General features: G+C 69.8%; 25 protein-coding genes and 2 tRNA genes. 16 read left to right on the top strand and 11 right to left on the bottom strand.

Going from position 1 to position 23,491, the window contains the following annotated elements; all coding sequences use genetic code 11:
- Positions 1-120: 120 nt before the first annotated feature.
- Both ACT3TD_RS03175 and ACT3TD_RS03170 read right to left on the bottom strand, forming a co-directional pair.
- The gene (locus ACT3TD_RS03175) at positions 121-2,229 is read right to left on the bottom strand and encodes an ATP-dependent DNA helicase (RefSeq protein WP_441579740.1); all 2,109 of its coding nucleotides are present in this window, start codon (positions 2,227-2,229) and stop codon (positions 121-123) included.
- Positions 2,226-3,560 carry a nicotinate phosphoribosyltransferase gene (locus tag ACT3TD_RS03170; protein ID WP_444614804.1) on the bottom strand — a complete coding sequence of 445 codons (1,335 nt, stop codon included), beginning with the start codon at positions 3,558-3,560 and terminating at the stop codon, positions 2,226-2,228. The genes ACT3TD_RS03175 and ACT3TD_RS03170 overlap by 4 nt, the downstream gene beginning before the upstream one ends.
- Before the next feature lie 32 nt (positions 3,561-3,592).
- On the opposite strand from ACT3TD_RS03170, the gene clpS reads away from it, so the two are divergent.
- The 9 genes from clpS (at position 3,593) to ACT3TD_RS03125 (ending at position 10,955) form a co-directional block, all read left to right on the top strand.
- Positions 3,593-3,907 (top strand): ATP-dependent Clp protease adapter ClpS, encoded by a 315-nt coding sequence (gene clpS / locus ACT3TD_RS03165; RefSeq protein WP_301442465.1) that lies wholly within the window; start codon positions 3,593-3,595, stop codon positions 3,905-3,907.
- Between the two features lie 25 nt (positions 3,908-3,932).
- Positions 3,933-4,535, top strand: coding sequence for a DUF2017 domain-containing protein (locus ACT3TD_RS03160; protein ID WP_301442464.1), 603 nt, complete (start codon positions 3,933-3,935; stop codon positions 4,533-4,535).
- Between the two features lie 7 nt (positions 4,536-4,542).
- Positions 4,543-5,568 (top strand): P1 family peptidase, encoded by a 1,026-nt coding sequence (locus ACT3TD_RS03155; RefSeq protein ID WP_301442463.1) that lies wholly within the window; start codon positions 4,543-4,545, stop codon positions 5,566-5,568.
- Positions 5,569-5,600: 32 nt separating this feature from the next.
- Positions 5,601-6,260: a rhomboid family intramembrane serine protease gene (locus tag ACT3TD_RS03150; RefSeq protein WP_301442462.1), complete on the top strand. Its 660-nt coding sequence runs from the start codon at positions 5,601-5,603 to the stop codon at positions 6,258-6,260.
- 48 nt (positions 6,261-6,308) lie between these two features.
- A complete protein-coding gene (gene murI / locus ACT3TD_RS03145) occupies positions 6,309-7,160 on the top strand; it encodes a glutamate racemase (RefSeq protein WP_301442461.1) in 852 nt (283 codons plus the stop codon).
- Positions 7,161-7,235: 75 nt separating this feature from the next.
- Positions 7,236-8,063, top strand: coding sequence for an MBL fold metallo-hydrolase (locus ACT3TD_RS03140; protein WP_301442460.1), 828 nt, complete (start codon positions 7,236-7,238; stop codon positions 8,061-8,063).
- 11 nt (positions 8,064-8,074) lie between these two features.
- Entirely contained in the window at positions 8,075-8,836 is a 762-nt protein-coding gene (rph, locus tag ACT3TD_RS03135; RefSeq protein ID WP_301442459.1) for a ribonuclease PH, read from the top strand.
- 23 nt (positions 8,837-8,859) lie between these two features.
- Positions 8,860-9,504 carry a non-canonical purine NTP pyrophosphatase gene (locus tag ACT3TD_RS03130; RefSeq protein ID WP_301442473.1) on the top strand — a complete coding sequence of 215 codons (645 nt, stop codon included), beginning with the start codon at positions 8,860-8,862 and terminating at the stop codon, positions 9,502-9,504.
- Positions 9,505-9,584: 80 nt separating this feature from the next.
- Complete coding sequence (locus tag ACT3TD_RS03125) at positions 9,585-10,955, top strand: amidohydrolase (RefSeq protein ID WP_441579482.1); 1,371 nt, start codon at positions 9,585-9,587, stop codon at positions 10,953-10,955.
- Between the two features lie 28 nt (positions 10,956-10,983).
- Here ACT3TD_RS03125 and ACT3TD_RS03120 read toward each other — a convergent pair whose 3' ends face one another.
- Together ACT3TD_RS03120 and ACT3TD_RS03115 are read right to left on the bottom strand one after the other, a co-directional pair.
- A complete protein-coding gene (locus ACT3TD_RS03120) occupies positions 10,984-11,361 on the bottom strand; it encodes a DUF3817 domain-containing protein (protein WP_301442458.1) in 378 nt (125 codons plus the stop codon).
- The gene (locus tag ACT3TD_RS03115) at positions 11,358-11,825 is read right to left on the bottom strand and encodes a hypothetical protein (protein ID WP_441579481.1); all 468 of its coding nucleotides are present in this window, start codon (positions 11,823-11,825) and stop codon (positions 11,358-11,360) included. The genes ACT3TD_RS03120 and ACT3TD_RS03115 overlap by 4 nt, the downstream gene beginning before the upstream one ends.
- 92 nt (positions 11,826-11,917) lie before the next feature.
- On the opposite strand from ACT3TD_RS03115, the gene ACT3TD_RS03110 reads away from it, so the two are divergent.
- Positions 11,918-12,002, top strand: a tRNA-Leu gene (locus ACT3TD_RS03110).
- Positions 12,003-12,045: 43 nt separating this feature from the next.
- Here the strand turns inward: ACT3TD_RS03110 and ACT3TD_RS03105 are convergent.
- Complete coding sequence (locus ACT3TD_RS03105) at positions 12,046-12,294, bottom strand: hypothetical protein (protein ID WP_441579480.1); 249 nt, start codon at positions 12,292-12,294, stop codon at positions 12,046-12,048.
- A gap of 675 nt (positions 12,295-12,969) precedes the next feature.
- Between ACT3TD_RS03105 and ACT3TD_RS03100 the strand changes: the two genes are divergently transcribed.
- Positions 12,970-13,104 (top strand): hypothetical protein, encoded by a 135-nt coding sequence (locus tag ACT3TD_RS03100; RefSeq protein ID WP_301443303.1) that lies wholly within the window; start codon positions 12,970-12,972, stop codon positions 13,102-13,104.
- 34 nt (positions 13,105-13,138) lie between these two features.
- Here ACT3TD_RS03100 and ACT3TD_RS03095 read toward each other — a convergent pair whose 3' ends face one another.
- Positions 13,139-13,699: a DUF4352 domain-containing protein gene (locus tag ACT3TD_RS03095; RefSeq protein ID WP_301443304.1), complete on the bottom strand. Its 561-nt coding sequence runs from the start codon at positions 13,697-13,699 to the stop codon at positions 13,139-13,141.
- Positions 13,700-13,899: 200 nt separating this feature from the next.
- Between ACT3TD_RS03095 and ACT3TD_RS03090 the strand changes: the two genes are divergently transcribed.
- Positions 13,900-15,963, top strand: a complete 2,064-nt coding sequence (locus ACT3TD_RS03090; RefSeq protein WP_444614805.1) for a neutral/alkaline non-lysosomal ceramidase N-terminal domain-containing protein — start codon at positions 13,900-13,902, stop codon at positions 15,961-15,963.
- Between the two features lie 5 nt (positions 15,964-15,968).
- On the opposite strand, the gene bcp is transcribed toward ACT3TD_RS03090, so the two are convergent.
- Positions 15,969-16,466, bottom strand: a complete 498-nt coding sequence (bcp, locus tag ACT3TD_RS03085) for a thioredoxin-dependent thiol peroxidase (RefSeq protein WP_301443306.1) — start codon at positions 16,464-16,466, stop codon at positions 15,969-15,971.
- Between the two features lie 163 nt (positions 16,467-16,629).
- On the opposite strand from bcp, the gene ACT3TD_RS03080 reads away from it, so the two are divergent.
- The 3 genes from ACT3TD_RS03080 to ACT3TD_RS03070 all read left to right on the top strand — a co-directional run bounded on the left by ACT3TD_RS03080 (position 16,630) and on the right by ACT3TD_RS03070 (position 18,544).
- Positions 16,630-16,911, top strand: coding sequence for a DUF3618 domain-containing protein (locus ACT3TD_RS03080; RefSeq protein ID WP_301443307.1), 282 nt, complete (start codon positions 16,630-16,632; stop codon positions 16,909-16,911).
- 143 nt (positions 16,912-17,054) lie between these two features.
- Positions 17,055-18,077, top strand: coding sequence for an AbrB family transcriptional regulator (locus tag ACT3TD_RS03075; protein WP_301443308.1), 1,023 nt, complete (start codon positions 17,055-17,057; stop codon positions 18,075-18,077).
- A 50-nt stretch (positions 18,078-18,127) separates the two neighbouring features.
- Positions 18,128-18,544: a phage holin family protein gene (locus ACT3TD_RS03070; RefSeq protein ID WP_301443309.1), complete on the top strand. Its 417-nt coding sequence runs from the start codon at positions 18,128-18,130 to the stop codon at positions 18,542-18,544.
- Positions 18,545-18,548: 4 nt separating this feature from the next.
- Here the strand turns inward: ACT3TD_RS03070 and ACT3TD_RS03065 are convergent, their stop codons facing one another.
- Both ACT3TD_RS03065 and ACT3TD_RS03060 read right to left on the bottom strand, forming a co-directional pair.
- Positions 18,549-19,748 carry an MFS transporter gene (locus ACT3TD_RS03065; protein WP_301443310.1) on the bottom strand — a complete coding sequence of 400 codons (1,200 nt, stop codon included), beginning with the start codon at positions 19,746-19,748 and terminating at the stop codon, positions 18,549-18,551.
- A gap of 332 nt (positions 19,749-20,080) precedes the next feature.
- A tRNA-Lys gene (locus tag ACT3TD_RS03060) sits at positions 20,081-20,156 on the bottom strand.
- 488 nt (positions 20,157-20,644) lie between these two features.
- Here ACT3TD_RS03060 and ACT3TD_RS03055 point away from each other — a divergent pair.
- Positions 20,645-21,838 carry a L,D-transpeptidase gene (locus ACT3TD_RS03055; RefSeq protein ID WP_441579463.1) on the top strand — a complete coding sequence of 398 codons (1,194 nt, stop codon included), beginning with the start codon at positions 20,645-20,647 and terminating at the stop codon, positions 21,836-21,838.
- A 32-nt stretch (positions 21,839-21,870) separates the two neighbouring features.
- Here ACT3TD_RS03055 and ACT3TD_RS03050 read toward each other — a convergent pair whose 3' ends face one another.
- Positions 21,871-22,419, bottom strand: coding sequence for a flavin reductase family protein (locus ACT3TD_RS03050; protein WP_441582279.1), 549 nt, complete (start codon positions 22,417-22,419; stop codon positions 21,871-21,873).
- Positions 22,420-22,481: 62 nt separating this feature from the next.
- On the bottom strand, positions 22,482-23,447 hold the full coding sequence (locus ACT3TD_RS03045) for an ABC transporter substrate-binding protein (protein ID WP_301442377.1): 966 nt from the start codon (positions 23,445-23,447) through the stop codon (positions 22,482-22,484).
- Positions 23,448-23,491 lie beyond the last annotated feature (44 nt).

The raw sequence follows: 23,491 nt of genomic DNA, 5'->3' as shown, positions 1-23,491 counted from the left end.
GTCGCCCCGGTGTCTTTTGTGGTCGCGGTCAATCCTACCCGCGACCGTCGGTGACCCCCGCCACAATCCCCCGCGCGGCCACACCCGCCCCTGATACCCGTGCCGACAAGCGCCCCGCCGTCAGGCGCGCAACCGGCGCAGCGCGCCGCGCGCGGTGTCGCCGTCCACCGTCTGCCAGAACGGCGGCATCGAGGAGCGCAGGAAGGAGCCGTACCGCTTCGTCACCAGCCGTTGGTCGAGCACGGCCACCACACCCCGGTCGTCGACGGCGCGCAGCAGACGTCCGGCGCCCTGCGCCATGAGCAGGGCGGAGTGCGTGGCGGCGATCTCCATGAACCCGCTGCGTCCGGCGGAGTCCACGGCCTCCTTGCGGGCCTGGGACAGCGGGTCGTCGGGACGAGGGAACGGGATCCGGTCGATGACCACCAGCGACAGCGAGGGCCCCGGCACGTCCACGCCCTGCCACAGGCTCAGCGTGCCGAAGAGGCAGGTCTCGGGCTCGTCGCGGAAGCGTTTGATCAGGGCGCCGAGGGAGTCGTCGCCCTGGCAGAGGATCTCGTGGGGCACGAGGGTGCGCAGTTCGGCGGCGGCGTTCTCCGCGGCGCGGCGGGAGGAGAACAGTCCCAGCGTCCTGCCGCCGGCGGCGGAGACGAGCTGGGCGAGTTCGTCGATGGACTCCGGTGAGGCGCCTTCGCGTCCGGGTGGGGGCAGGTGGCGGGCGGTGTAGAGGATGCCGTGCGTCGCCGGGTCGAAGGGGGTGCCCACGTCGAGGGTGGTGCACGCGGAGGCGGCCAGTCCCCAGGTCGCGAGCATCGAGGTGAAGCGTCCGCCGAGGGCGAGGGTCGCCGAGGTCAGGATCACGGTCTGGTCGGCGAAGAGGCGCCCGCGCAGCAGGTCGGACACGCTGAGCGGGGCGACGTACACGCTGCGCCGGTTGCGGTCGCCGGAGAGCCAGACGACGTCCTCGCCGAGCAGGTCGTCGGAGGTTTCGGACGTTTCGGACGTTTCGGACGCTGCGTCGCCGCTACCGTCCCCGCCCTCGGCGGGGGACGCCTCGAGGATGCGCACCACGGTGTCGTGCATCTCCTCGCAGGCGGTGAGGCAGGAGAAGATCTCCGCGGACTTCTCCTGGTCGGCCTCGCTCACGGCGCTGCCCGGGGAGCCGGACGCCCCGCCGGTGCCCTGCAGCCGGCTGCGCGTCTTCCACAGCGCGTCGCGCAGCGCGTGCAGGGGTTCGACGAGGGTGATCGGCACGGACGTCCAGCGTCCTTCCGGGGCGGTGTGCGCGGTGACCGCCGCCTCGATCTCGGCGGTCCAGGTGTCGCCGGCGGTGAGCAGTTCGGCGGCGCAGTCGTCCGGGCCGACCTTCTCGCAGCGCCGGGCGAGGATCGCCACCGCCGCACCGGAGAGTTCCTCGGTGGCCACGGAGGTGATGCGTCCCTCCAGCTCGTGGGCCTCGTCGATGACCACGGTGTCGTGGTTGGGCAGCACGGACTGTTCGGACAGGGCGTCGATGGCCAGCAGGGCGTGGTTGGTGACGACCACGTCGGACTGGGCGGCCTTCTCCTTGGCGGCCTCGGCGAAGCACTGGTCGCCGAAGGGGCAGCGGGTCGCGCCGACGCATTCGCGACTGGTCACGCTGACCTGGCGCCAGGCGCGGTCGGACACGCCGCGGGGCAGGGTGTCACGGTCGCCGTCCTCGGTCTCCTGGGCCCACTCGTGCAGACGGGCGACCTGGGAACCGGTGGCGGTGACCTCGGCCTCGTCGATGAGTGCTTCCGTACCTTCTGCGCCGTCGGCACCTGAACCCGCGGTGCCGTCGCCGATCCGGTTGAGGCACAGGTAGTTGTTGCGGCCCTTGAGGATCGCGAAGGACGGACGCCGGCCCAGCTCGTCCTTCAGTGCCTCGGTCACCCGCGGCAGGTCACGGTCGACGAGCTGGCGCTGCAGCGCGATCGTGGCCGTGGAGACCACCACCCGCTCGCCCGAGCCGACGGCGTGCTCCAGCGACGGCACCAGGTAGGCCAGGGACTTGCCCGTGCCGGTGCCCGCCTGCACGGCGAGGTGACGCTGCGAGGAGATCGCCGTGGACACCGCCGCGGCCATCCGGCGTTGCCCGTCACGACGCGACCCGCCGAGCTCCCCGACGACGTGGTCGAGCAACCCGGTCGTCCTCTCTTCTGCCTTGGTTCCCTTCGTGCTCACCTTGGTACCCACAGGTCCGCTCATAGATCGACGAAGCGGACGCTGAGGGCCGGCTCGTCGCGCGACAGGGCCAGCCCCTCCCACGGCAGGGAGACGAGCTGGCGGGCGAGGTGGTCACGGGACTCGTCGAGGGTGGGCAGGTCGTCGACGAGACGTCCGTCGCGAACCATCGGCACGGTGAGCTCCACCGGGTGCAGGATCCCGAGATCCGGGGTGTCCGCCTCCAGCGGGTACACGACCTCCTCGACGGCGGTGCCGGTGTCGCGGCAGGCGCGCAGGGCCCGCTTGGCCCCGCCGTGGCTGGCCTTGTGGCTGCTGCGCTTGGCCACCGGGTGCCCGTCGACGGAGGTCAACTTGTACACCAGGCCCGCGGTCGGCGCCCCGGAGCCGGTGACCACCGAGGTGCCCGCCCCGTAGGTGTCCACCGGTTCACTGCGCAGTGCGGCGATGGCGAACTCGTTGAGGTCGGAGGAGACCACGATGCGGGTGTCGTAGGCGCCGAGCCCGTCGAGCTGGGTGCGGACCTGCCGGGCGAGCACGCCCAGGTCACCGGAGTCGATGCGCACCGCACCCAGGGCGGTGCCGGCGACCTCCACGGCGTTGCGCACGCCCTGGGTGATGTCGTAGGTGTCGACCAGCAGGGTGGTGCCGGGGCCCTGGGCCTCGATCTGGGAGCGGAACGCCGCCTTCTCGTCCGGCCGACCGTGCTCGTCGACGTGCAGCAGCGTCCACGCGTGCGCGCTGGTGCCGCCGGCGGGCAGCCCGTAGCGTGCGGCGGCCTCCAGATTGGAGGTGGAGTGGAAGCCGGCGAGGTAGGTGGCGCGCGCGGCGCTCACCGCGGACTGCTCGTGGGTGCGCCGCGAACCCATCTCGATGATCGGACGTCCCTCCGCCGCGGTGACCATGCGCGCGGCGGCGGAGGCGACGGCGGAGTCGTAGTTGAGGATCGAGAGGATCACGGTCTCCAGGATGACCGTCTCGGCGAAGGTGCCGCGCACGGTGAGGATCGGCGAGTTCGGGAAGTAGACCTCGCCCTCGCGGTAGCCGTCGATCTGCCCGGTGAAGCGGTAGGTTCGCAGGTACTCGCGGGTGGTGTCGTCGAGGAAGTCCAGGCCGGCGAGCTGCTCCTCGGTGAAGCGGAAGTCGCGCACGGCCTCCAGCACACGCGCGGTGCCGGCGACCACACCGTAACGACGCTCATTCGGCAGCCGCCGGGTGAACACCTCGAAGCTGCACCGGCGGTGCGCGGTGCCGTCGCGCAGCGCGGCCTGCAGCATCGTCAGTTCGTACATGTCGGTCAGCAGGGCGGTCGACCGGCCTGCTGTGTCGGCTGGGTTATCGGTGTGCTCGGTCACGGTCGTCCATCCTAGTCGGTAGTCTGGACACCATGACTTCACCCGCCGCTCCCGCCGCACCGGCGGTCACCCCTGTGGAAGAGCAGCTTCCCGACACCCTCACCGAGGCGGACCTCCCCTGGCAGTGCATCTGCTGGGACGACCCGGTGAACCTGATGAGTTACGTGACCTACGTCTTCCAGACCGTGTTGGGCTACTCCCGCAAGCGGGCGACCGAGCTGATGATGCAGGTGCACAACGAGGGCAAGGCCATCGTGAGTTCCGGGGAGCGCGACAAGGTCGAGGGCGACGTGAAGAAGCTGCAGACCGCCGGCCTGTGGGCCACGATGCAGCGCTCGGAAGGTTAGTGCGGCACACGATGGAGGGCATGCGATGAAACCGTGGACGAAGAAGAAGAGCCTGGTGCGCGGCGTGCGTTTCGTCACCGAGCTGGAGCCGGTGGAGCGTGAGATGCTCGGCAACAGCGCCGCCAACGTCGGCGAGCTGCTGATCGGGCGGGCGCGTTCGGCGCCGAAGGACGAGCTGGCGGAGATGACGGGCCTGCCGTCGGGGCACACCGACGCGCCGGACGACCCGGTGCTCGCGGCGATGCTGCCGTCGTTCTTCCGTGACGGTGACGAGGAGGTCGACGGCGAGGCGGGGGTGTCGCGCCAGTTCAACGAGACCGACATCATCAAGGGCAAGCTCACGAACCTGCGCCTGGTCAGCGAACTGCTCGGCCCGGACGGGTCGGTGAACGTGAGCCTGAACACCGAGCAGACCGGGCCGTGGCTCAATGCGCTGACGGACATCCGTGCCTTCCACAACGGCCAGATCGAGTTGATCAGGAAGCGTCTGGACGAGTTCGGCGAGACCGGTGGCCAGGCCGGTGCGGACGAGATCGCCGCGGCGGAGAACTACGTGGAGTGGCTCGGCTACCACCAGGACAGCCTGCTGACGGCCCTGATGGGGCCGATGGACGTGCCCGAGGAATGAGCGGGGAATGAGTACCGGCGGCCTGACGGACGTGCCGGGCCTGTTCCTCGGCCACGCCGAGGTGCAGAGCTCGGGGGTCAGCGTGGTGGTGTGCCCCGAAGGTGCGGTCGGGGCCGTCGACGTACGCGGTGGGGGACCGGGTACCCGGGAGACCGACCTGCTGGCCCCGTCGAACTCGGCGGAGGCGGTGCACGCCGTCGCGCTGTGCGGCGGGTCGGCCTTCGGGCTGGACGCCGCAGGCGGGGTCATGGCCGAACTCGAGGACCGCGGCATCGGCCTGCAGGTGCTCGGCGACCTCGCCCCGTCTCTGATCGTGCCGATCGTGCCGTCGGCGGTCATCTTCGACCTGCCCGTCGGCGACCCCGCGTCACGTCCGACGGCCGACACCGGACGCCGGGCCGTGCAGCGTGCCCTCGACTGCTCGCAGGACGGCTCACAGGACAGGACGCAGGACGCGGGGAACGTCGGCGCGGGGCGCGCGGCGACCGCCGGCGCGCTGAAGGGCGGCTTCGGCGAGGCGTCCTGCGGGGTGGACCTGCCGGGCGGCGGGCGTGCGGTGGTGGCCGTCGGGCTGGTCGTCAACGCCGTCGGCTCGGTCGTCGACCCGTCCACCGGGGCGTTGTGGGGGAACCGGACACCCGAACCTGTCCCTGAACCGACCGCGGCGGGGTTGCGCACCATCCTGGAGCGCGGCGTCGACGGCACCAAGATGACCGGTCCGGACCCCTCGCCGATGAACACGACCATCGGTGTCGTCGCCACCGACGCGACGGTGACCAAGGCGCAGGCCGAGCGTCTGGCCATGGCCGCGCACGACGGCCTGGCCCGCGCCGTCCGGCCCTCGCACCTGCCGATGGACGGCGACACCTTCTTCGCCCTCGCACCGTCCGGCGCACGTGGCGGTGTGGCGACCACCGACCTGGCGGCGCTGTGCGCCGCGGCGGCGACGGTGACCGAACGGGCGGTCGTGGAGGCAGTCCTGGCCGCCGAGACCGCATTCGACGTGCCGTCCTGGCGCGACGTGATGAACTGACCCGGCAGACCCCACACACCCTGAGGAGAACCATGAGCGGATCAGACGTAACCCAGAGCAGTACGAACGATACGGGCCGGACGCGCTTCCGCGACCGCGGGCGGGTCGGCCAGGCACTGGTCACCACCCTGGTGTTCCTGGCGGTGCTGTGGGCGGTGCAGGTGGTGAACTGGGCGTCCGGCAACCGGCTGGTGTCATGGGGTATCCACCCGCTCGACTTCTCGCGGATCTGGGGGATCCTGCCCGCCCCGTTCATCCACACCAGCTTCTCCCACCTGCTGGCCAACACCCCGGCGGTGGCGGTGCTGCTGTTCCTCGTCGCACTGTCCGGGCAGAAGGCGGTGTGGGCGTCGACCGTGGTGACCACGCTGGTGGCCGGGGTGGGCGTGTTCTTCCTCGGCGGGGAGAACACGGTGCACGTCGGGGCGTCGATCCTGATCTACGGGTGGGCGGTGTTCCTCGCCGTGCGCGGCATCTTCACCCGGGCCGTCCCCGAGATCCTGCTCGGTGTGCTGGTCATCATCCTCTACGCCGGACTGTTCTGGGGCATCCTGCCCAACCAGCCCGGGGTCAGCTGGCAGGGGCACCTGTTCGGCGGCGTCGGCGGTGCCGTGGCGGCCTGGGGTGCGGGGCGTCCGGCGATCAAGCAGCGCGAGCAGGACAAGGCGCTCAAGGCGGCCAAGGGCTCCTAGTGCACTTAGGGCACCGCGTAGGGGAGCGCGGGCCTAGACTCGGAGGGCATGGACGACCTCACCCCCGCAGCACCGACCGCGTCAGCACCCATCGGCATCTTCGACTCCGGGGTCGGCGGGCTCACCGTGGCCCGCTCCATCATCGACCAGCTGCCCGGCGAGTCGGTGATCTACATCGGCGACACCGCGAACTCCCCCTACGGCGACAAGCCGTTGGCCACGGTGCGCTCACTGGCCACCAGCATCGCCGACCAGCTCGTGGAGCGCGGCTGCAAGATGATCGTGGTGGCCTGCAACTCCGCCTCCGCCGCCTTCCTGCGCGACGCACGCGAGCGCTACCCGGTGCCGGTGGTCGAGGTGATCCTGCCGGCGGTGCGCCGCGCGGTGTCGGTGACGCGCAACAACCGCGTCGGGGTCATCGGGACCCGGGCGACGGTCACCTCGGGGGCCTACCAGGACCTCTTCGCCGCGAGCCCGGGCGTGGAGGTCGTCGCCCAGGCGTGCCCCCAGTTCGTGCCCTTCATCGAGCGCGGCATCACCTCCGGACGCCAGCTGCTGGGCCTGGCGGAGACCTACCTGGAGCCGTTGAAGGAGGCGGGGGTGGACACCGTGGTGCTCGGCTGCACCCACTACCCGCTGCTCACCGGCGTGATCCAGCTGGTCATGGGTGACGACGTGACGCTGGTGTCCTCGGCGGAGGAGACCGCGAAGATGGTCTACCGCACCCTGAGCGACAACGACCTGCTCGCCGACCCCCACGCCGCTGACGGTGCAGGTGCCGCCGCCCCGGAGCTGACCTTCGAGTCCACCGGTGACCCGGCCCGTTTCGCGTCCCTGGCCTCGCGTTTCCTCGGCCCGTCGGTGGCCGGGGTCAGCCGGATCCCGGAGATGCTGCGGTAGCCGTCCGGCACCCGTCGGCGGCTGTCGGAGGCCTGGCTCATGGATCCACGGGGGTATCATGTAACAATGACGGGCATGGACATGACCATTCTGGGATGCTCCGGGAGTCTCTCCGCCCCCGGCAACCCCGCCTCCGGCTACCTGCTGCGGACGGCGGACGGGCGTCAGATCCTCATGGACGTCGGACCGGGCGTGCTGGCGCGCCTGCAGGAGCTGGGTAACCCCGGTGACGTGGACGTCGTCTTCTCCCACCTGCACCCGGACCACTGCTCGGACTTCCCGTCGCTGGTGGTGTGGCAGCGCTTCCACCCCACGCGTGCGGCGTCCGACCGCCACGTCCTGCTCGGCCCGTCGATCGCGGCACTGCACCTGGGGCGCGCCTCGGCGGACCACCCGTCGCAGGTCGACGACTTCTCCGACATCCTCGACGTGCACTCCTGGCGCGCGCCGGCGGCGCAGGACGCCCCGGTGGTCTTCGACGACACCTCCCGCGGCACCGTCTACCCGGGTCACCGCATCGGCTCGGCGACGTTGTACGCCGCCCCGGCGGTGCACCCGACCGAGTCGTACATGATCCGGGTGGAGGACCGGGACGGCTCCTCGCTGGTCTACAGCGGCGACACCGCCGCCACCGGGCACCTCGCCGCGCTGGCCGCGGGGGCGGACGTCCTGCTGTGCGAGGCGACGTGGGGCGAGCGCGACAACGGCGACAACCCGCCGCAGATGCACCTCTCCGGTGAGGAGGCCGGCCAGGCCGCCGCGGAGGCAGGGGTGGGACGCCTGGTCATCACCCACGTGCCGCCGTGGGGCGACGCGGAAGGTGCGCTGCGTGGGGCGCGGCGTTTCTACGACGGCCCGGTGGAGCTGGCCCGGCCCGACATGGAGCTGCACGTGGGTGACTAGACTCTCGTGGCATGAGTAACCCCGAGAACTTCACCCGTGCCGACGGTCGCGCCGTCGACCAGCTCAGGACCGTGCGCATCACCCGCGGTTTCACCACCAACCCCGCCGGCAGCGTGCTCGTCGAGTTCGGCGACACCCGCGTGATGTGCACCGCCAGCGTCTCCGAGGGCGTGCCCCGTTTCAAGCGCGACTCCGGCGAGGGCTGGCTGACCGCCGAGTACGCGATGCTGCCCTCCGCCACCGCCGAGCGCATGCAGCGCGAGTCGGTGAAGGGCAAGGTCAAGGGCCGGACGCAGGAGATCTCCCGGCTGGTGGGCCGCTCGCTGCGCGCCGCGGTCGACCTGCGCGCCCTGGGGGAGAACACCGTGAACATCGACTGCGACGTCCTGCAGGCCGACGGCGGTACCCGTACCGCCTCGATCACCGGTGCCTACGTGGCGCTGGCGGACGCCCTGGCGGTGCTGCAGAAGCGCGGCGTGGTCCCCGGTGAGCCGCTGCTCGACCCGGTCGCCGCGGTGTCGGTCGGCGTGATCGACGGTGTCGGCTGCCTGGACCTGCCCTACGAGGAGGACAGCCGGGCGGACGTGGACATGAACGTGGTCATGAACGAGGAGGGCCACTTCGTGGAGATCCAGGGCACCGGCGAGAACTCCGAGTTCAGCCGTGACGAGCTCAACGTGCTGCTCGACCTCGCCGAGGGCGGGCTGCGCGACCTGACCGCCCTGCAGCGCAAGGCGCTGGACGCCGAGCTGGGTCAGGCGGTCACCCTGTGAGTGGGGGAGAGCACGTGCAGCCCCTGAAGGTTCTCGTCGCCTCGCGCAACGCCAAGAAGCTCGCCGAGCTGCACCGCGTGCTCGAGGCCGCCGGTGTCGACGGCGTGGAGCTGCTGAGCCTGCGCGACGTCGCCGAGTACCCCGAGACCCCGGAGACCGGTGCGACCTTCGAGGACAATGCCCTGATCAAGGCGCGTGACGGGGTGCGTTACGCCGGCCTGCCGACCGTCGCCGACGACTCGGGCCTGTGCGTCGACGCGCTCAACGGCATGCCCGGGGTGCTCTCGGCGCGTTGGTCGGGTGACCATGACACCGGCGACGGGGACGTGGACGCCGCCAACAACCGGCTGCTGCTCGCGCAGACCGCCGACGTGCCGGACGAGCGCCGCGGCGCCGGTTTCGTCTCCGCCTGCGCCCTGGCGGTCCCGGAGGACATGGCAGGACGCCTCGGCGGCGAGCAGGAGCTCACCGTGCGCGGCGTCTGGCGCGGCAGCCTGCTGCGCGAGCCCCGCGGTGACAACGGCTTCGGCTACGACCCGCTGTTCTCCCCGGACGAGGAGCCGCAGCTGTCCTCCGCACAGCTCGACCCGCGGCGTAAGGACGAACTGTCCCACCGTGGCCGCGCCCTGGCAGAGCTCGTGCCGTTCCTCACGGCGTTGCGCGGCTGAGACGGTAGGGTGGTGGGAGGAAAAACAACTCCCACCGGCACCGCAGAGTCGGTGACCGTCCCGGAAGGACCAGTGAGACCGTGCCCGTGACCGTCGAACCCGCTGACATCGTGGCAGGGACAACGCTTGACCGGGATTGGCTCACCAGCCTGTACAAGGAGTTCCACCGGCGTCCGGAGCTCTCCGGCGCCGAGGAGTGGACCGCAGCGCGTATCAGCGAGGAACTCGGCCGCTTCGCCGACTGGGAGGTCACCACCGGCATCGGCGGGTACGGCATCACCGCCGTGCTGCGCAACGGGGAGGGGCCCACGGTGCTCTTCCGCGCCGACTTCGACGGCCTGCCCGTCGCCGAGACCACCGGCGTGGACTACGCCTCCACCCACTCCCAGTTGGACGCACAGGGCCAGCGCGTGCCCACGATGCACGCCTGCGGGCACGACGCACACACCTCCAGCGCCCTGGGGGCCATGTCGATCATCGACGCCTCGCGCGACAAGTGGTCCGGCACGGTGGTCTTCCTGTTCCAGCCCGCCGAGGAGGCGTCGATCGGCGCGCACGGCATGGTGAACGACGGGCTTCGTTCGATCATCCCGCGCCCCGACGTGTGCCTGGGCCAGCACGTGGTGCCCGGCCCGTCCGGCCAGGTGTACTCCGCGCCGGGGCCGGTGCTGACCAGTTCCACGACGATCGAGATCACCCTGTTCGGACGCGGCGCACACGCCTCGATGCCGCACCGGGCGGTGGATCCGGTGGTGCTGGCCGCCTCGGTGGTGATGAAGCTGCAGACCGTGGTCTCCCGCGAATTGCCTCCGGGCAAGTTCGCGGTGGTCACCGTGGCCTCGGTGGAGGCGGGCAAGGCGAACAACGTGATCCCGGACTCCGCGCGTATCGCGTTGAGCTGCCGGTTCTACGAGGAGTCGGTGCGGACCCGGGCGGTGGACGCGATCAAGAGGATCGTGCGTGCCGAGGCCGCCGCGGCCGGCTGTGAGCGTGAGCCGGAGTTCAAGTTCCTCGGCCTGCTCGCCGCCACGGACAACGACAGCACCGCCTACGCGGTGGTGCGTCCGCACTTCGACAGTTTCTTCGGTGAGCAGTCCCACGAGATGGAGCCGTGGACGGCCTCGGAGGACTTCTCGGTGATCCCGCGGGCGTTCAACGCCCCGTACCTGTTCTGGACGGTGGGGATCACGCCGTTGAAGCAGTGGCGCCGTGCCGAGGCTGCCGACCGGCTGGACATCGACATCCCCTCGAACCACAACCCGGGGTTCCTGCCGGACATCACCACGCTGCCGGTGACCACGCAGGCCGCCGCGCTGGCGGTGCTGGGCTGCCTGACCCACCGGTGGCCGGACGCCCCGGCGGGCTGGTCGCCGGACGCGGGCACGGGGACCGGCGACATCGACGCCGCCGCGGTGCGTCGGGCGAAGGTGGAGACCTCGCAGGCCGACTGAGTGGGGACGGTGTGTGGCCGGGGGACTGTCAGCTGTCGAGGCCGAAGGCCTCCACGACCTCATTGCGGCGACGCTTCTCCAGCACGAAGGAGAGCACCGGGATCACGCCGGCGAGGATCGTGGTGACCCACTTGCTCGGCGCCCACCGTGCCTTGATGCCCAGGTCCAGGCATGTCGCGCAGTAGGCGAGGAAGACCCATCCGTGCACGGCTGCCACGATGAAGAACCAGCCCGGCGCCTCGATGTCCATCGGGGGGAAGATCACGTACTTGAGGAGCATTTCCACACAGAGCACGAGGAGCAGTACACCGGTGATGTAGGCGAGCACGGAGTAGCGCGTCAGTGCGCCCTTGACCCGGCGTTTACGCTCCGGGGTGACCTGGGGTGCGGGGGTGGAGGTGGTCATCGAGGTTCGTGGTCCGTTCCTGCTGTGTCGTCGGTCGTTTCGGTGCTCCCGCGGGCCTGCCGGGCCCGGCGTCGACGGTCGTCGACGAGCGGTGCGTCCTGCGCGGTCGTCGCGCGGGAGGGGAGGAGGTCGCTGGGGATCTCACGCGGCGCGGACTCCGGGGTCTCCTCCGGGATCGCCGGACTGGCGTTGCCCTCCGCGCGGTCGCGCTCGTACTCCATGTACTTGCGGTAGGCGAAGATGAAGAACAGGCCGAAGATCGGCCACTGCAGGGCGTAGCCCAGGTTCTGGTAGGAGCCGTCGCCGCTGGACCAACGCCCCCACTGCCACCAGGCGAGGCAGAGCGTGGCGACCACCGCAAGGGCCAGGAAGACCAGCTGGACGACACGGACCCGCAGCGACTGCGGCTGCCGAGGTCCGGGGGACGTCGAGGTGTTCGCTGATCCGGTGGTGTCGTCTGGCACGGGTTCAAGGGTACCCCTGGCGGTGCTGCTACCATAACCCAGAGCAGCCGGTCCTTTCCGGCTGTGAGGACCACCACGTCGTGGCCCTCACCGCGCCCGTGGCGGAATTGGCAGACGCGCCAGGTTTAGGTCCTGGTGTCCTTGATGGATGTGGGGGTTCAAGTCCCCCCGGGCGCACGGCAGGGTGGGGTTGGGAATGCTCTGAGCAGGGGGGGGCGACCTACTTCGCCTTCCAGCTGTTTCCGCAGGACTGGCAGATGGCCATCTTCTGGTTGCTGAACTTTTGTCGCGTAGTGCCCTTGGACTTCTTCCACAACAGGTTGGAAGTGCCGAGTGTTACGAGCGCGGTGGTGGCCCTGGCCGCATTGTTCGTGTTGCCGAGGAATCCGGTGCCCTTGTGGGCGTTCCTGCCGCCGGTCTGGACCATCTGGACGGAAACATTCTCGGAGGTGCACTGGGGACAGTTCATGGTGTGGTACTTCTCTCTGCCGGGGGTTGCGAAGGGGAGCGCGGAGGCCGGGGTTCTTGCTTCAGCTCTGTGGCCGTAGTCGCCGTGGTCACCGTGCCAATCGACCGGCGCGCCATCTCCGTTTCACTTCAAAATGAATCGGACGTCCGGCTGGTTTTCGATATTGGCGCATACCCCCGGGGGTGTTGTGCGGCAATCCTTTGGTTTCCTCATGTAATGTTCTTCATGTGGAGACGTGATGACCTCCATCAACGATGATCAGCGATCATTCCCCTTTCGAGTGACGCACAGGGGGCCGGAATGACGGCCGCCTGTGCGTCACATGCGTGTGTGCGTGTGGGCGCGCCGCCGCGTCCGATCGCGGGGCCCGCAAAAGTGCTGGCAAAGGGGCTGGCCAGGGGGCGTTCTCAGGTGATATACTGCAGCGTCCGGCTCGACCGTCAGGGTGGTGCCATGCGGGGAACCGCGCGGCAGCAAACCACCGGGGGACGGTGGAGCGGGCAATCACAGGGGAACGTCCTTCATGTCACGTCCCGGGAGTCCAGCCGTAGAGCGCTTGCGGCGGCTTCCGACCGGACAGTCGCGTCCATTTCCCTGTAAGTAACTGCTAAGAACCCTGTATCTCAACACTGTCTCAGACACCTGTCGTCGACACATTTTCCGAAAGGAGTGACCATGCCCCGCACTTTCCGCACGCTGATCCACAACCTCACCGGACCGGCCTATGAACCGACCGAGCCCCACCACCCGACAGTTGCCGTCGAGTATGACGCGCTGTTCCAGCTGCCGCAGGGCGTGGAACACCCCTAGCCGCGGGAGCTCCCCGCGCCCCGGATGGTTGCGGTCAGAGCGCGCCGATCCATTCGGCACGGTCGGTCCCGGCCTCGAAGTTCTCCTGGAAGCTCAGCCGGTACTCACCGGGGTCGACGGGGCCGTCGAAGCAGATCGTCCCGTCCTCGCTCTGACCGGGGGCGACCTCGTCGAGCACGTGGACGGTCTCGTCGGAGACCGTCTGGGTGCGCGGATGCTGCTCCGGGTCGTAGAGCTTCCACGCCGCCAGTCCGCGCACGTTGAGCGGCTCGGTCTCGCTGGTGACCGTGAAGTTCACGTCCGCGCAGATCTGGTTCGACGGATCGCGTTCATACTCCCGCAGGTTGTCCACGGTGATGTCGGCCTTGTCGATGCTGATCGTCTCACCGATGCGCGGCAGGTCGGAGTCGATCCCGTCTCCGTCCCCGCTGTCCCCGTTGTCCTCTCCGTCCCCGCTGTCCCCGGCGCTGGCGGTGGACGAGCTTGTGGCACCGTCCCCGTCGTCGTCGCTGTTGTCGTCGTCCCCACCGCCGCAGGCGGCCAGGACGAGGGGTGCGGTGAGGACGAGGGCGGCGATGCTGCGGCGTCTGGTCATGGATCTCTCCTGGTGATCGTGCCGGTGGTTGCGACCGAATCTATAGCAGCTCCTACCGAACCTGCATCGGGATCGCGCTGACCAGCGCAATCGCCGGAAACGATGTTCACCCCGCGAAAACCACGGTCGTTTTCCTTGCGTTCCGGAAACAAGGGCACCCCCACCCAGGTAGCGTCAGTGCGGACCCGAGGGGAGCCCGAATGATCGAATTCTCACGCCGCACGTTCTTCGCCGGCCTCGCCGCGCTCGGGGGCACGGTGCTCTGGTCGTCGCACACCGCGACCGCCGGTACCGCCCAGGATCGTGCGCAGGGAGCACCGGACGCCGACCGACTCGCCGTGGGCCGCGGCATCGCCGACACCACCGGCGAGCCGCTGGGTGCGGGCATGGACGGCTACGCCGTGCAGGAGCAGACGAGCGTCGGCATCCGCCAACGCCTGTACTCCCGCGCCTTCATCTTCGACGACGGCACCAACCGGTTCTGCCACGTCACCGTGGACACCCCGCTGATGTTCCAGTCGGTGTTCCTGGAGGTCCTGCGCCGACTGCGCGCGGACTACGGCGACACCTACACCAGCGACAACGTGGTGGTTACCGCCACGCACACCCACGTCGCCCCCGGCGGACGGTCCGGCCACGCCATGGTCGACCTGGTCTCCCTGGGTTTTCGTCCGGTGACCTTCGAGGCACAGGTGGCGGGCATCGTGCGCTCGGTGCGCCGGGCACACGGCGACGTCGCCCCGGCCGAACTCACCCTCGTGCGCGGCCAGCTCGACGGTGTGGGGGAGAACCGCTCGAAGCAGGCCTTCGACCGCAACCCGCAGCAGGACAAGGAGGCCAACCCGGACGGGGTGGACCGCACCTCGGTGACCCTGCACGTCGCGCGCGCCGGCATCCCGGTGGGGCTGATCAACTGGTACTCGGTGCACGCCACGAGTTTCAGCCCGGAGATCCGCCACATCTCCGGCGACAACAAGGGCTTCGCCGCCTACAGCGTGGAGGACGCCGCGGGCGTGGACCACCGCGACGAGTCCGGGTTGGCGGCAGCGCCGTTCGTCGCGGCGTTCGCGCAGGGCGCGCCCGGGGACGTGACCCCGAACCACGGCCTGGTGCCGGAGTCCGGGCCCGGTGGCGCCGGGGTGCAGGGGCAGAAACGTTCGGTGGAGATCCTCGGCACCCGGCAGGCAGACGCCGCGCTGGACACCACGGGCCGCTTCGCCGGCATCCCCGGTGGGCTCGAGGGACGCACCCGGTGGGTGGACATGGACGCCGTCGACGTCGACGGGCGGTGGACGCCCGACGGACACCCGGGACGCACCGGCCCGGCGGTGCTCGGCGCGGCGTTCGCGGCGTCCAGCCAGGAGGACGGCGGCGGCCTCGACGTCGACATCGGGCTCGACGAGGCCGAACGCGGCGGGGCGCCGTGGGTGCGCCAGCTCAACGAGCTCGCCCCGGTCCCCGAGGACGTACGTGCCGTGCACGCCCCGAAGGACATGCTGCTGCCGATGGGCTACATCGACGGCATGATCCAGCAACGCCACATCTTCGGCGTGTGGCGTCTCGGCGGGCTGGTGCTGGTCTACCTCGGTTTCGAACCGACGGTGACCGCCGGGCTGCGCATCCGACGCACCGTCGCCGAGGCGATGGGGGTGCCGCAGGACAACGTGGTCGTTCAGGGCTACTCGTGCGGTTACGGCCACTACGTCACCACACCCGAGGAGTACCTGCAGCAGGACTACGAGGGCGGCGCGACCGCGTTCGGACGCCTGCAGCTGCCGGCGGTGCAACAGGTCGTGGACGCGCTGGCGACGGCGCTCGCGGCGGGGGAGGACGTGGCGTCCGGTGTCCCGGCCGGGGACCTGACCGGGGTGATACCGGACGGCCCGGCGGCCGTGGCGCTGCCGGACACCGCCGCGCCGGGCCGCGCCTTCGGTGACGTCCTGTCCGGCGGTGGGGACGTGTCCCTCGGGCAGACCGCCACGGTGCGTTTCGTGGGGGCGAACCCGAACAACGACCTGCGCCTGGAGGACGGCTACCTGCAGGTCGTGCGCGGCGGACCGGAAGGGATGGTCGTCGCGCACGACTCCTCCTGGTCGACGTTGCTGACCTTCGACAGGAGTGTCACCGAGACCACCACCACCGTGGAGTGGGACACCACCGGCGCCGAACGCGGCGAGCACCGGGTCGTCCTGCGCGGGGACTGGCGCGACGCCCGCGGCACCGTTCGGCCCTTCGAGGGCTCGGCGACGGTGCGCGTCGTGTAGTTACGTCAGAGCACGTCGCGTGCGATGCGGGCGACGTGCCCGGTGGCCTTCACGTTGTACTTGGCCATGCCGATCGTGCCGTCGGTGTTGACGAGGAACGTCGAGCGGATCACGCCCTGGACGATCTTGCCGTAGTTCTTCTTCTCACCGAAGGCGCCGTAGGCCGTCAGCGCGGTTTTCTCCGGGTCGGCGAGGAGCGGGAAGGTCAGCTCGTGGTCCTCGCGGAACTTCGTGAGCTTCTCCACGGTGTCCGGGGAGATGCCCAGGACGTCGATGCCGGCGTCGTTGAGTTCGGTGAGCGAGTCGCGGAAGTCGCAGGCCTCGGTGGTGCAGCCCGGGGTGTTCGCCCGCGGGTAGAAGTAGACGATGACCTGGCGTCCGCGGTAGTCGGAGAGGCTGACCTGGTTGCCGCGGTCGTCGGTGAGGGTGAAGTCCGGGGCGGCGTCGCCGACCTCCAGGACGGTGCGGGCGGGGGCTTCGGAGGGGTTCTCGGGAGTACTCATGGCATCCGAGTGTACGGCGGACGGCGCGGCTACGGCAGGGCCGCTGCACGGGTCGCTACGGCGACATCGGAGGGTTCTTCTGCACCGCACGCACCGGAGAACGTACAATTCAGGAACAATCTCTAAAAACCGTCATTCACGACCAGCAATGCAGGAGACTTCAGTGGCCCGCACCATCGACTCTATCCAGAGCGACATCGAACGCACCCGTGACCAGCTCGCGAGGACACTGGACGAGCTCAGCGTCCGCGCGGCTCCGAAGAACCTGGCGGACGAGGCGAAGACCCAGGCGTCGAACATCCTCGCCCAGCCGAAGGTCCAGCTCATCATCGGCGGCGTCGTGGCCGGGGTGGGCCTGGTCGTGGCCCTGACCGTGGTGGGCAAGCGCAACGAGAAGAAGCAGATCAAGGAAATCCAGCGCCTGCTGGCCGACGCCCGGTCCTGATTCTCATCCCCGCACCGCGCGACCCCCGCGAACCCCGCGAACCTCACGGGCCCCGGCGGATCTCCGGCACCAGGCGTGCCGTCGAGATCGCCGGGGTCTGCGCATGTGCGCTCGGCCTCGGGGCGCTGTGCACCCACCTGGGTGTGCCGGCGTCCTGGATCTTCGCCTTCCTGGTGTCCTTCGGCGTCTACGCGATCGTCTCCGACCGTCAGACGACGCCACCGACGCGGCTGATGCAGCCGGCGCAGGTCGTGATCGCCATGGTGTGCGTGGCGCCGCTGGTCGAGCTCGACGGTTCCACCGTGCTCGGCTACGTGGTTCCGACGCTCCTGGCGCTGACGATCACTCTGGCGGTGTGCGCGGCGGCGGCGTTCCTGCTGCACCGCTCCGGTGCCGCGAGTGCGGTGAGTTCGCTGCTCGCCACGCTGGCCGGCGGGGCGAGCGGGATGACGGTGCTCGCCGCGGAGCTGAAGGAGGACGTGCGTTTCGTCGTCCTCACGCAGTACCTGCGGTTGTCGCTGGTGGTGCTCACCCTGCCGGCATTCGTGCAGCTCTTCGCCGCCGGCTCGGCGGGCGGCGCGGGCGGTACGGCGGGGCAGGACGCCGCGGCGTCCGACACGGCGCCGTGGTGGTCCCCGGAGCTGCGTCCGGTCGTCGGCGCGTTGGTGATCTGGGCGATCGTGTGGCTGCTGGTGCGGCTCACCCGCCGGGTGGTGAAGGTGCCCGTGCCCTACCTGCTGGTGTCGATGCTGCTGACCTGGGTCGCCGGCGTGGCGGGGATCTCCGAGCAGTGGCTGCGGCCCGAGGGCCTGGTCCTGCTGTTCGCCTACGCGGTGATCGGGGTACAGGCCGGCGGCACGCTCACCAAGTCGGCGCTGCGCCAGTTCAGCCACAGCCTGCCGTTGATCCTCGCGGCGGTGGCGTCGATGATCCTCGGTGCCATCGTCGCCGCCCTGGTGATCGCCCAGGTCAGCGACGTCCCGATGCTGGACGCCTACCTGGCGACCGTGCCCGGGGGGATCTACGCTGTGCTCGCCTTCGCCCACGAGTCGGGGTCGGAGCCGATCGTCACGGTGGTGCAGGTGATGCGCACGCTGGCGATGCTCGTGATCGGTGCGTACCTGCCCACGGTCATCGGCTGGTGGGGCCGGCGGCACCGGAGCTGACCTGACCGGGTCTGACCTGAACTGGCGCGCCGCGATGGTAGTTTCAGGCCATGGGCTTCATCTGGAACTTCCTCGTCCGTGCCGTCGGCACCGCCCTGGGACTGTGGGTCGTGACCTACTTCGTCACCGGGGTCACCGTGACCGCCCCGTCGCAGCCGCTGGTCGGCGACGGGTCGAACGACCGGCTGTGGGTCTTCCTCGGCTGCGCGGCGGTGATCCTGCTGCTCAACATGACGGTGCGTCCGGTGCTGCGGCTGCTGGGCCTGCCGCTGACGATCCTCACCCTGGGGCTGTTCGCCCTGGTGATCAACGCCGGCGTCTTCCTCCTCGCCGAGATCCTGGCCCAGGCGGTCGGCCTGGGGCTCAACATCGACTCCTTCAGCGCGGCGTTCTGGGGCGCGATCATCATGGCGCTGGTCAGCTGGGTGCTCGGGCCCATCACCGGGATGCTGTCCGCCCGGCGCTGACTGTCTAGCTGCCGCGTTGCAGCGTCCGGGAGTCGCCGACCGTCGACCACCCGATCGCCGCGGCGACCAGCAGCACCCCGCTGAGTCCAAAGGCCCAGCCGAACCCGGCGGCGTCCACGACCATCCCGGCGAGCAGTGGGCCGAGGACCCCTCCGAGGTCCTGGAACATGGAGTAGCCGGCCACCGTCGACCCGCCGCGCTTCGTGCCCACGATGTCGGCGAGCACGGCCTGCTGCCCCGGGTTGACCAGCGCGGACCCTGCCCCGGCGACGAACATCGCCGCACAGGCCGGCGCGATGCCGGGGGAGAAGGGGAAGGCCACGTAGCCGACGGCGGTGACCAGCATGCCGAGCACCAGCATCGGTTTGCGTCCGACGGTGTCGCTCCAGCGTCCCGACGGCAGGATCAGCACCGCGTTTCCCGCCGCGTAGGCGGCCAACGCCCAGGCGGCGACGGCGGCGTCGCCGTGGAAGGCGGCGGCGACGAACAGGGGCACGATCGACACGCGCACACCGAAGGACGTCCACCCGAAGGCGAACACGGAGCCCAGCAGCACCCGGTACTGCGGGATCCCCAGCGACTCGGCGAAGGTCAGCGGAGTACGGGGACTGTCGTCGGCGTGCACACCGGCCAGCGTGGAGCCGCGCAACGCGACCCACACCACCGTCGCGGCGACGACGAGCATGCCGAAATAGAAGACGAACGGGGCGCGCAGTCCGAACCCGGCGACGAGGGCGCCGAACACCGGGCCCATGAGGTTGCCGAGCAGGAAGCCGGCGGCGTTGATGCTGGACACCCGCCCACGGGCGTCCACCGGGCTGACCTTGATCAGCAGGGCCGTCGCTGCGACGGTGAACATGATCGAGCCCAGGCCGCCGAGCCCGCGCAGGATGAGCAGCTGGGTGTAGTTCGCCGCCAGGGCGCAGGCGCCGGTGGACGCGGCGACGACGAGGATCCCGAGCGTGTAGGTGCGCCGCTCGCCGAGACGTACGACGACGCGCCCCGCCAGCGGTGCGCCGATGAGCCGCATGAGCGCGAAGGCACTGACGATGCCGGACGCCGCGGCGTTCGAGACGCCGAACGCGTGCGCGTACTGGGGGATCGCGGGGGCGACGACGCCGTACCCGAGGGCGACGGCGAAGGCGCCTGCGACGAGTGCCCACACCTCGACGGGCAGCGGCGTGCGGTTTCTTCTGTTGACCATGACTGGGCACTGATACTACGAGGTGGTGCGGCGGCGTGCTCGGGTGCCTCCCGGGTTGCGGCGGTGCCCGAGGGGCCAAGATCGAGCGTGGGATGTCTGAACACCCGTGTTCAACGATCCCACGCTCGATCTTTGCCCCTGTCTCCGTCGGGGACGGGTACCAAGTTGGACCTGGGAGCGTTGAGTCGGCCAACTCAGAGCTCCCAGGTCCAACTTGGTACCCCACCGGCCGTTCGTCGCCGACTGTGGGGGAGGGGCAGCGCGGGAATTGGGCGCGGCATGACGAAACCCCAGGTAGACTCTGGTCGGTGACCGTGTCTACCTGGGGTAGGTGGTGCGTCATCAGGGACTTGAACCCCGAACCCGCTGATTAAGAGTCAGCTGCTCTGCCAATTGAGCTAATGACGCATGTACTTCGGAGCGGATGTCCCGTCCTCGGCAACGAGGAAAACTATAGCTCCACGCCGATTCTCTGGCAAATCTGCAGGTAGGGCGGCGAAACGGTGTCGGCGGGGCGCTGGCGTGCAGTTGGTGGCCAGGTGAGGGCCGGGACCGCGGGTGCGTAGGGCAGAAGGATGCACCCGCGCTGGCTGTTCGCCGAGAGTCTTCCGCGGGTCTTCCGAGAGTTCCCCGGGAGGTGTCCGGAGGGTCGCCGAGAGGTCGGTGAGGCTGGGTAACGATTAGGACACAATCTTGCCGCGGCGGCGGTTTTCGTTACTTTCGCAGCACAGTGCAGACGTAAGATGACCTTCTAGACGCGGCCCGACCCTCACCTCGCCGGGCGCGGACGGGCTTCCGTGCTTCATCCGCGCCGCAGCCGTCGAAGACGACTTCACCACGACATTTCATCACCCCGGGGAGAGCTTCCGCCGGGGCGGAAAGAGACTGTAGACACCATGCACTTCCGATTCGGCCGTACGGGCCGAGTTATTCGCACCGTCGTGGCGGCGACCGCCGCCACCGCGCTGCTGACCACCGCAGCCTGCACCATCGACGGTGATGACGACACCGACACCGACCAGGTCGCTCAGAGCGGGACGTCCGACGACGAGGACGACGCCGTCGAACTCACCGCCAACGTCGAGGACGAGGACACCGGCGTCAAGGTCGATGAACCCGTCACCGTGCAGGACGACGAGGGCATCGACTCCGTCACCCTGACCGACGGCTACGGCAACGAGGTCGAGGGGTCCTTCAACGAGGACGAGACGGAGTGGACCTCGGACGGCAAGCTGGAGTACTCCAGCACCTACTCGCTCGAGGCGAAGGCCGGCGACGAGAACCTGTCGACGTCCTTCACGACCTTCAGCCCGGATCTGCTGACCAACGCCTCGCTCGCCCCGCTGGACGGGTCGACGGTCGGCGTGGGCCAGTCCATCGCGCTGCGATTCGACGAGGCCCCGGGTGACCGTCAGGCGGTCGAGGACGCGATCTCGATCCAGACGGAGCCGAAGGTGGAGGGCGCGTTCTACTGGATCACCTCCAACGAGGTGCGCTGGCGCCCGGAGGAGTACTGGCAGGCCGGCACCGAGGTCACGGTGGACGCGGACCTGGTGGGCAAGGACCTCGGCGGCATGTACGGCGAGGTCGACCGCGAGGCGTCCTTCACCATCGGTGACGACGTGCGCGCCGTGGCCGACAACGACACGAAGATGGTCACGGTGACCCGCAACGGCGAGGTCGTCAAGACGATGCCGACGTCGATGGGCATGCCCGGTCACGAGACCCCTGAGGGGATCTACCAGATCGGTGACCAGTTCGAGTCGTTGACGATGGACTCGCAGACCTTCGGTCTGGCGCTGGACGCCGGCGGTTACGTCACCGACGTGCAGTACGCCACGCAGATGTCCTACTCGGGCATCTACTTCCACGCGGCCCCCTGGTCGGTCTACGCCCAGGGCAACACGAACACCTCCCACGGCTGCCTGAACCTCTCGGTCGAGGATGCGCAGTGGGTGTACGAGAACCTCAAGCGCGGCGACATCACCGAGGTGCGGGGCACCGGCGGCGGCACGCTCGAGGGGTACGACGGCCTGGGTGACTGGAACATCCCCTGGTCGACCTGGTCCGCCGGCAACGCCGACGAGTAGGACGCAGGAGGTAGGACGCACCGCGGTGCGTCCTACAGGGGCGGCTGCCCGGTGGGGAAGCGGTAGAACTGGTGGCTGCGGAACATCAGGGGGGACGGTGCGGCGACGTCGGCGCAGGCGGGGGCCTCGCCCTGGCCGTCCGCACCGCGGATCACGTCGGTGACCTCCGCGGCGATCAGCGTCGCCTCGCCCAGCCGGATGGTGTCGACGGTGCGCGCGCGCATCACCGCCAGTGCGTCCTTCAGCATCGGTTCGCCGTGCGGGGCGGTGGACCAGCGCTGGTCCACGGTGAAGCGGCGGCCGTCGTAGCGGGAGAACTCGTAGGCGAGGTCGGCCTGCTCCTCGCTGAGGAAGTGGATCAGGTAGGAGTCGGCGGTGAGGATCGCCCCGGCGCTGCCGTCGCGCTTGGCCAGGGAGAACGCCACGGCCAGCGGGTCGACGGACAGGGAGGCGAGGCTGGAGACGGTCAGGCCCACGTCCTGCCCGTCGACGTGCGCGGTGACCAGCGCGACACCGGTGGGGTGGCGTCGGAACGCCGTGCGGAAACGGGCGGCGACGGAGTCGGGCTCAGGTGAGGACATGGTGACCAACCTACCGGTCTGGGACGGGGCGGGGACGGAGTGGGGACGGGGCTGGAAGCGCGTCAGGCCATGAACTTCTTCATGTCCGCCAGCACCCGGTCGGCGGCGACGACGGAGGCGTTGATGAACCACGGGTCCACGTCGACCTCGAAGGCGTGCCCGTCCTGCACCGCGGGCAGGCGCCGCCAGGAGTCGCTGTCGAGGATGTCGGTGGTGCCGCCGGGGAAGCTGTAGAACAGCCAGTCGGCGTCGAGGTCGCCGGCGTTCTCCTGGGCCAGCGGCCGGCTGGCGTTGTCGTCGAAGCGCTGGTTCTCCGGGCGGGTCAGTCCGGCGTCCTCGGCGACGATGCTGGCCAGCGCGAGGGTGCCGAAGTACATGTACTGGTCGCCCTTGGCGCGGGTCAGCGAGATCGTGTCGCTGGTGCCGCGCTGCTCGCCCCACTCCTGCGCCCGCGCCTCGTAGTCGCGCAGCAGTTCGTCGGCCTTGTCGCGGTAGCCGAGGGCGTCGCCGACGATGCCGAGGTCGGTCTTGAACCACTCGGAGCCGCCGTTGGTCTGCACCACGGTGCCGATGGAGGCGAGCTGGTCGTTGAGCTCCTGCGGGTTGCGCTTGTTCGACAGGATGAGGTCGGGCTTCAGTGTGGCGACCATCTCGAGGTCGGGGTCCATGCGCTCACCGACGATCTCGATGGAGTCCAGGTCGAAGTCGTCGTCGAAGACGTCGCGGATGTACTGGGGGATTCCGCGGCTGTCCGTGGCGTCCGACACCGCGACGGCGAGGCCGACGGGCAGCACGCCCATGGCCAGGCAGTGGTCCAGGTGTCCGGTCGACAGGGCGACCACGCGCGAGGGGTGCTCGCCGGACGTTCCCTGCGCCGCGCCGGACGCTGCGGCGTCGCCTCCGTCCCCGCCGGAACCGCCGTCGGACGAGGCGCAGGCGGCGGCGAAGGACGCCATGGCAAGGGTCACGGCGCCGCCGAGGAAGGCACGGCGGGGGAGGGTGCGGGAGGACGTCAGAATCTGGGGCATGAGCAGTAGGCTACGCTCGCCTAAGTACCTGTAGGAACGGTATT

It is taken from the genome of Corynebacterium sp. AOP36-E1-14 (assembly GCF_052377495.1).
Lineage (GTDB): Bacteria > Actinomycetota > Actinomycetes > Mycobacteriales > Mycobacteriaceae > Corynebacterium.
This window is presented reverse-complemented; position numbering and strand designations above follow the sequence as displayed.